The 9,439-nt window shown below is 43.0% G+C and carries 1 protein-coding gene; it reads right to left on the bottom strand.

The window, feature by feature from the left end; all coding sequences use genetic code 11:
• Positions 1 to 9,439, bottom strand: a 9,439-nt coding sequence (locus ACIGAM_RS14295) for an Ig-like domain-containing protein (RefSeq protein WP_396512156.1), incomplete at both ends; no start/stop codon positions are given.

Below are 9,439 nucleotides of genomic sequence, written 5' to 3'. Positions count from 1 at the left end.
TAAAGTCGTCTGTGCCTGCAATTAGCTCACTAGCTTCAACTACGATTGTAGCCGTTGCCGTTTGGCAGTTATTTGGATTTAAGTTTTCACAGATTGAATAAGTAATGGTATAGCTGCCAGCGGGAGTATTTGGTGGCACTATTAGGTTTCCATTATTATTAATTGCTACACCGCTTAGTCCGCCATTATCTGCAAGAGATATTGTTACATCTGTAGGAGAAACCGCAGCATTATCCAAGGTGTCATTTCCTAAGACATTACCAGCAACTCCACCATCTGCTCCGTTCACTGGTTTAGCGCTAAAGTCATCGTTAGTTGCAACTAGATCACTTGCAGCAACTACAACAGTTACAGTAGTAGTGGCACAATTATTAGGATTGAGAACCTCACAAATACTGTAGCTTACCGTATAAGTACCTGCAGGAGTATTTGGTGGTACTACTAAGTTTCCGTTATTATTAATTGAAGCACCGTTTAGTCCGCCGTTGTTTACGATAAACACATCGGCATCTTCAACAGGATCTCCATTTAACGTGTCGTTATCTGTAACATCCCCAACAACACCACCTGTTTTACCATTTACAAGAGTATTGCTAAAGTCGTCTGCGCCTGCAATTAGCTCACTAGCTTCAACTACGATTGTAGCCGTTGCCGTCTGGCAGTTATTTGGATTTAAGTTTTCACATATTGAATAAGTAATGGTATAGCTGCCAGCCGGAGTATTTGGTGGCACGATTAAGTTTCCATTATTATTAATTGCTACTCCGCTTAGTCCGCCATTATCTGCAAGAGATATTGTTACATCTGTAGGAGAAACCGCAGCGTTATCCAAGGTGTCATTTCCTAAGACATTACCAGCAACCCCACCATCTGCTCCGTTTACTGGTGTAGCACTAAAGTCATCGTTAGTTGCAACTAGATCTGCAGCTTCAACGGCTATTGTAGCTGTTGTACTTGAGCAATTATTTGGATTTAAGTTTTCACAAACTGAATAGGTAATGGTATATGTACCTGCGGGTGTGTTTGGCGGTACGATTAAGTTTCCATTGTCGTTTATGCGTACACCACTTAATCCACCATTATTTGTAAGTGTTACATCAACATCTGCAGCATCAATTGTAGCACCATTAAATGTATCATTAGTAAGAACGTTTCCGGCTATGCCACCATTAGGCCCACTTACCGGAGTTCCATTAAAATTATCTGGTGTAAGTACTAGTGTAGACTGACCAACATTAATTTGAACGCTTACAGGTCCCGAACAATTGTTTGGATTTAGATTTTCACATATTGAATAGGTAACTGTATAAACACCCGTAGGAGTTAGTGGAGGAACACTAACCGTTCCATCATTATCAATTTCAACACCATTGAGTCCGCCACTGCTAATAAGTGTAATGTCTATATCATTATCATCTACAGCTACGCCATTTAAAGTGTCATTATCTGTAATATCTCCAGCAATTCCGCCGCTTTGACCATCAATAGTATTAGCTGTGAAATCATCTGCAATAGCTTCAATAGGAGTAGCATCAACTCGAATCGTTACACTTGCTGTAGTACAATTATTCGGATTTAAGTTTTCACAGATTTCATAGCTTACTGTATAGTCTCCTGCAGGTGTTCCTGATGGAATTGCAAAACTTCCGTCTGTATTTAGTTCAAGCCCGTCTAAACCACCGGTATTTATTAATTGAAGTTTAACCTCTGATGCCGCTAGAGCGTTTCCGTCTAAAGAATCATTATTTAATACACTTGGAGTCGTACCGCCGGTAAAACCATTAACAGAATCTCCTGTGAAGTCATCATCTACAGCAACTATAGCAGGAGCGACAACGCTAATTAAAACTGTTGCGCTATCACAATTGTCTGTATTTAGATCTTCACAAATCTGGTAAATAACACTATAACTTCCTGCTTTAGTATTTGCAGGAATTGTTATTGCTCCATTTTCATCGATACTTAGACCGGTTATGCCGCCGTTATCAACAAGGCTTAGCGTAACAGACGCAGGGTCTACAGCTGTATTATTAAGTAAATCATTATCCAAAATACCACTAAGGGTGCCACCTTGATATCCATTAACTTGACTTGCTGTAAGATCATCATCGTTTGCATTTAGTGTACCGGCACCTACTTTAATTATAGCTGAAGCAGTGGTACAATTAGAAGGGTTAAGCACATCGCATAATTGATATTCTATAGTATACGTATTTGCTGGAGTATTTGCTGGAACAACTATAACTCCATTTGGAGAAATTGTAAGTCCGTTTACACCACCATCATTTAGAATAGAAATAGCAACTGTAGAGGCATTTGCTTGTTCGCTACCAATGTTATCATTATTCAATACATTACCAGCAGAACCTCCTTCAATACCATTGATTGTTCGGGCTGAAAAATCATCGTTAACAGCGATAATTACAGGTTCTGAAATGACAATTGTCACTTGTGCAGTATCACAGTTTGAAGGGTTAAGTGCTTCGCAAATTTGATAAGTAATAGTATATGTCCCTGCCGGAGTTTTGGATGGGATTGTAAGTGTTCCATTACTTTGGATGCCTAAACCTGTTATTCCGTCATTATCAATAACTGAAGGACGCACTTTATTATTATTGAACCCTGTCTCATTTAAGGTGTCATTACCATAAACAGAAGCTGTAGCACCACCAATGTATCCATTAACAGGAGTCGCACTAAAGTCATCTGCAATAGCGTCAATACTAGCTGCAGAAATCAAAATGGTAATAGGAGCTGATCCACAATTTCCAGGGTTTAGATTTTCACAAATTGTATATATAATAGTATAGGTTCCTGCGGGCGTTCCCGGAGGAATTATTAAACTTCCATTGTTATCAATACTAGCTCCTTGAATACCACCATCATCAGATATAAATACATCATCGTCATCTACAGGAGCTCCATTAAAGGTGTCATTAGCTGTTACATCGCCAGCAATGCCACCTGTTAAACCATTTACAGGAGTTGCGCTAAAGTCATCTGGCTCTGCACCAATAACCGCCGGAGCAACCACTACAGTTACAACAGCTGTCTCACAGTTCGTTGGATTTAAGTTTTCACAGATTGAATAGGTAATGTCATAGGTCCCTGCAGGAGTAGCTGCGGGCACGATTACCGATCCATCTGCATCTATTGTTACACCAGATAAACCGCCGTTATCAGCAACTGAGATGGTAATATCTCCATCATCTACCGGATCCCCGTTTAGGGTATCATTGGTAGTTACATCACCAGCCACACCACCGGTTTGCCCTGTGATCGGGTTAGCACTGAAATCATCAGCATTAGCAACCAGTACCGCCGGAGCGACTACCACAGTTACAACAGCTGTCTCGCAGTTCGTTGGATTTAAGTTTTCACAGATTGAATAAGTAATGTCATAGGTCCCTGCAGGAGTAGCTGCGGGCACGATTACCGATCCATCTGCATCTATTGTTACACCTGTAAGTCCGCCGTTATCAGCAACTGAGATAGTTATATCTCCATCATCTACCGGATCTCCATTTAAGGTATCATTGGTAGTTACATCACCTGCCACACCACCGGTTTGACCTGTGATCGGGTTAGCACTGAAATCATCAGTATTCGCCACGAGTACCGCCGGAGCAACCACTACAGTTACAATAGCTGTCTCACAGTTCGTTGGATTTAAGTTTTCACAGATTGAATAGGTAATGTCATAGGTCCCTGCAGGAGTAGCTGCGGGCACGATTACCGATCCATCAGCATCTATTGTTACACCAGATAAACCGCCGTTATCAGCAACTGATATGGTAATATCACCATCATCAACCGGATCCCCGTTTAGAGTATCATTGGTAGTTACATCACCTGCCACACCACCGGTTTGCCCTGTGATCGGGTTAGCACTGAAATCATCAGTATTCGCCACCAGTACCGCCGGAGCGACTACCACAGTTACAACAGCTGTCTCACAGTTCGTTGGATTTAAGTTTTCACAGATTGAATAAGTAATGTCATAGGTTCCTGCAGGAGTAGCTGCGGGCACGATTACCGATCCATCTGCATCTATTGTTACACCAGATAAACCGCCATTATCAGCAACTGAGATGGTAATATCTCCATCATCTACCGGATCTCCGTTTAAGGTATCATTGGTAGTTACATCACCAGCCACACCACCGGTTTGACCTGTGATCGGGTTAGCACTGAAATCATCAGTATTAGCCACGAGTACCGCCGGAGCGACTACCACAGTTGCAACAGCTGTCTCGCAGTTCGTTGGATTTAAGTTTTCACAGATTGAATAGGTAATATCATAGGTCCCTGCAGGAGTAGCTGCGGGCACGATTACCGATCCATCAGCATCTATTGTTACACCAGATAAACCGCCGTTATCAGCAACTGATATGGTAATATCACCATCATCCACCGGATCTCCGTTTAAGGTATCATTGGTAGTTACATCACCTGCTACACCACCGGTTTGACCTGTGATCGGGTTAGCACTGAAATCATCAGCATTAGCAACCAGTACCGCCGGAGCAACCACTACAGTTACAATAGCTGTCTCACAGTTCGTTGGATTTAAGTTTTCACAGATTGAATAGGTAATGTCATAGGTCCCTGCAGGAGTAGCTGCGGGCACGATTACCGATCCATCAGCATCTATTGTTACACCCGTAAGTCCGCCGTTATCAGCAACTGAGATGGTAATATCTCCATCATCAACCGGATCCCCGTTTAGGGTATCATTGGTAGTTACATCACCAGCCACACCACCGGTTTGACCTGTGATCGGGTTAGCGCTGAAATCATCAGTATTCGCCACGAGTACCGCCGGAGCGACTACCACAGTTACAACAGCCGTCTCGCAGTTCGTTGGATTTAAGTTTTCACAGATGGAGTAGGTAATGTCATAGGTACCTGCCGGAGTAGCTGCGGGCACAATCACTGAACCATCAGCATCAATTGTTACACCGTTAAGTCCGCCATTATCAGCAACTGAGATGGTAATATTACCATCATCAACCGGATCACCATTTAAGGTGTCATTAGCTGTTACATCACCAGCCACACCACCGGTTTGTCCTGTGATTGGGTTAGCACTGAAATCATCAGCATTAGCAACCAATACCGCTGGAGCAACCACAACTGTTACAACAGCCGTTTCACAGTTCGTTGGATTTAAGTTTTCACAGATTGAATAGGTAATGTCATAGGTCCCTGCAGGAGTAGCTGCGGGCACGATTACCGATCCATCAGCATCTATTGTTACACCCGTAAGTCCGCCGTTATCAGCAACTGATATGGTAATATCTCCATCATCCACCGGATCTCCGTTTAAAGTATCATTGGTAGTTACATCACCTGCCACACCACCGGTTTGACCTGTGATCGGGTTAGCACTGAAATCATCAGTATTCGCCACGAGTACCGCCGGAGCAACCACTACAGTTACAATAGCTGTCTCACAGTTCGTTGGATTTAAGTTTTCACAGATTGAATAGGTAATGTCATAGGTCCCTGCAGGAGTAGCTGCGGGCACGATTACGGAACCATCAGCATCTATTGTTACACCTGTAAGTCCGCCGTTATCAGCAACTGATATGGTAATATCTCCATCATCCACCGGATCTCCGTTTAGAGTATCATTGGTAGTTACATCACCTGCCACACCACCGGTTTGACCTGTGATCGGGTTAGCACTGAAATCATCAGTATTCGCCACGAGTACCGCCGGAGCAACCACCACAGTTACAATAGCCGTCTCACAGTTCGTTGGATTTAAGTTTTCACAGATGGAATAGGTAATGTCATAGGTACCTGCAGGAGTAGCTGCAGGCACAATCACTGAACCATCAGCATCTATTGTTACACCTGTAAGTCCGCCGTTATCAGCAACTGATATGGTAATATCTCCATCATCCACCGGATCTCCGTTTAGAGTATCATTGGTAGTTACATCACCTGCTACACCACCGGTTTGACCTGTGATCGGGTTAGCACTGAAATCATCAGCATTAGCAACCAATACCGCTGGAGCAACCACAACTGTTACAACAGCCGTTTCACAGTTCGTTGGATTTAAGTTTTCACAGATGGAATAGGTAATGTCATAGGTACCTGCCGGAGTAGCTGCGGGCACAATCACTGAACCATCAGCATCAATTGTTACACCAGGTAAACCGCCGTTATTAGCAACTGAGATAGTAATATCACCATCATCAACCGGATCCCCGTTTAAGGTATCATTAGCTGTAACATCACCAGCTACACCACCGGTTTGTCCTGTGATTGGGTTAGCACTGAAATCATCAGCATTAGCAACCAATACCGCTGGAGCAACCACAACTGTTACAACAGCCGTTTCACAGTTCGTTGGATTTAAGTTTTCACAGATGGAATAGGTAATGTCATAGGTTCCTGCAGGAGTAGCTGCGGGCACGATTACCGATCCATCAGCATCTATTGTTACACCCGTAAGTCCGCCGTTATCAGCAACTGATATGGTAATATCTCCATCATCCACCGGATCCCCGTTTAGAGTATCATTGGTAGTTACATCACCAGCCACACCACCGGTTTGACCTGTGATCGGGCTAGCACTGAAATCATCAGCATTCGCCACGAGTACCGCCGGAGCGACAACAACTGTTACAACAGCTGTCTCGCAGTTCGTTGGATTTAAGTTTTCACAGATTGAATAAGTAATGTCATAGGTTCCTGCAGGAGTAGCTGCGGGCACGATTACTGAACCATCAGCATCTATTGTTACACCAGATAAACCGCCATTATCAGCAACTGAGATGGTAATATCTCCATCATCCACCGGATCCCCGTTTAGAGTATCATTGGTAGTTACATCACCAGCCACACCACCGGTTTGACCTGTGATCGGGCTAGCACTGAAATCATCAGCATTAGCAACCAGTACCGCCGGAGCAACCACTACAGTTACAACAGCTGTCTCGCAGTTCGTTGGATTTAAGTTTTCACAGATTGAATAGGTAATGTCATAGGTCCCTGCAGGAGTAGCTGCGGGCACGATTACGGAACCATCAGCATCCATTGTTACACCTGTAAGTCCGCCGTTATCAGCAACTGAGATGGTAATATCTCCATCATCTACCGGATCCCCGTTTAGAGTATCATTGGTAGTTACATCACCTGCCACACCACCGGTTTGACCTGTGATCGGGTTAGCACTGAAATCATCAGCATTAGCAACCACTACCGCCGGAGCGACAATAACTGTTACAACAGCTGTCTCGCAGTTCGTTGGGTTAGCAATTTCGCAAACCGTATATTCAATCGAATAGTTTCCTTGTGGTGTTTCTGGAGCTATATCAACAGAACCATCTGCATTCACAGTTAGTGGACCAACTGTGATTGGAGTAATAGATACTTCAGTAGGATCAACTGGCTCATTGTTTTTAAGGTCATTATCTAAAACATTTACAATTGCTATAGCTCCTGTATTACCTGGTACAGGTGTCCCTGTTAAATCATCATCTATGGCTGTAATTATAGCTTCATCTACAGTTACCGTTACAGTTGCCGAATCACATCCTCCATTTTGATCACAAACTGTATATTCAAATGTATCTATTCCGAAGAAATTATCATTAGGAGTGTATAGAATGGTATCATCGCTAGGATCATTTGGTGTTCCATTATCTAAAATTGAAACTGTGCCATTAGCTGGCGAAACAGAAACTGTTAACGTGCCTAATATTGGAACTTCTGTATCGTTAATTAGAACATCAATTTCAATTGTTTGTTCATTTAATGTAGACGTAATATCATTTTCTGAATCTACCACGGGAGTAACTGTAATAGAAACTGTTTCAGTACTAACCGCTCCATTTACATCAGTTACTGAGTAGGTATAGGAATCAGCTCCGTTAAAGTCCGGATTTGGTAAATAGGTAATGGTACCATCGGTATTTAAGGTAATGGTTCCGTTTGTCGGATCAGTCGTTGCCGTAATGGTATAGTCTGTACCGTATGTTCCCTGAAAGGTATCATTATCGAGTACAGCTGTAGTCACAGCAGTATCTTCTAACGTAGTATCAGCATCTGCTACAATATCTACCACCGGAGTGATGGTAATAGAAACTCTTTCAGTACTAACCGCTCCATTTACATCAGTTACCGAATAGGTATAGGAATCAGTTCCGTTAAAGTCCGGATTTGGTAAATAGGTAATGGTGCCATCGGTATTTAAGGTAATGGTTCCGTTTGTCGGACCAGTAGTTGCCGTGATGGTATAGTCTGTACCGTATGTTCCCTGAAAGGTATCATTATCGAGTACAGCTGTAGTCACAGCAGTATCTTCTAACGTAGTATCAGCATCTGCTACAATATCTACCACCGGAGTGATGGTAATAGAAACTGTTTCAGTACTAACCGCTCCATTTACATCAGTTACCGAATAGGTATAGGAATCAGTTCCGTTAAAGTCCGGATTTGGTAAATAGGTAATGGTGCCATCGGCATTTAAGGTAATGGTTCCGTTTGCCGGATCAGTAGTTGCCGTGATGGTATAGTCTGTACCGTATGTTCCCTGAAAGGTATCATTATCGAGTACAGCTGTAGTCACAGCAGTATCTTCTAACGTAGTATCAGCATCTGCTACAATATCGACTACCGGAGTGATGGTAATAGAAACCGTTTCGGTACTAACCGCTCCATTTACATCAGTTACCGAATAGGTATAGGAATCAGCTCCGTTAAAGTCCGGATTTGGTAAATAGGTAATGGTACCATCGGCATTTAAGGTAATGGTTCCGTTTGCCGGATCAGTAGTTGCCGTAATGGTATAATCTGTACCGTAGGTTCCCTGAAAGGTATCATTATCGAGTACAGCTGTAGTCACAGTAGTATCTTCTAACGTAGTATCAGCATCTGCTACAATATCTACCACCGGAGTGATGGTAATAGAAATTGTTTCGGTACTAACCGCTCCATTTACATCAGTTACCGAGTAGGTATAGGAATCAGTTCCGTTAAAGTCCGGATTTGGTAAATAGGTAATGGTTCCATCGGTATTTAAGGTAATGGTTCCGTTTGTCGGATCAGTAGTTGCCGTAATGGTATAGTCTGTACCGTATGTTCCCTGAAAGGTATCATTATCGAGTACAGCTGTAGTCACAGCAGTATCTTCTAACGTATTATCAGTATCTGCTATAATATCTACAACATCGGCTACCGTGATGGTTACACTTACGGTTTCGGTAGTACCGTTTACATCGGTTACGGTATAGGTAAAGGTCTCATCACCTGCAAAGTCAGGAGCCGGGGTATAGTCAAAAGTACCGTCAGCGGCCATTACTACCGTACCACCATTGTCTGCATTGTTGTTATAGGCATAGGTAGCAGCTGCGCTGTAGGTATCGTTAGTGCTTACATCTTCGCTCAACAGGGTATCTTCTGTAGCGTTGAAAGTATCAGC

This window comes from Leeuwenhoekiella sp. NPDC079379, from assembly GCF_044542075.1.
In the GTDB taxonomy this organism is placed as follows: Bacteria; Bacteroidota; Bacteroidia; order Flavobacteriales; family Flavobacteriaceae; genus Leeuwenhoekiella.
This window is presented reverse-complemented; position numbering and strand designations above follow the sequence as displayed.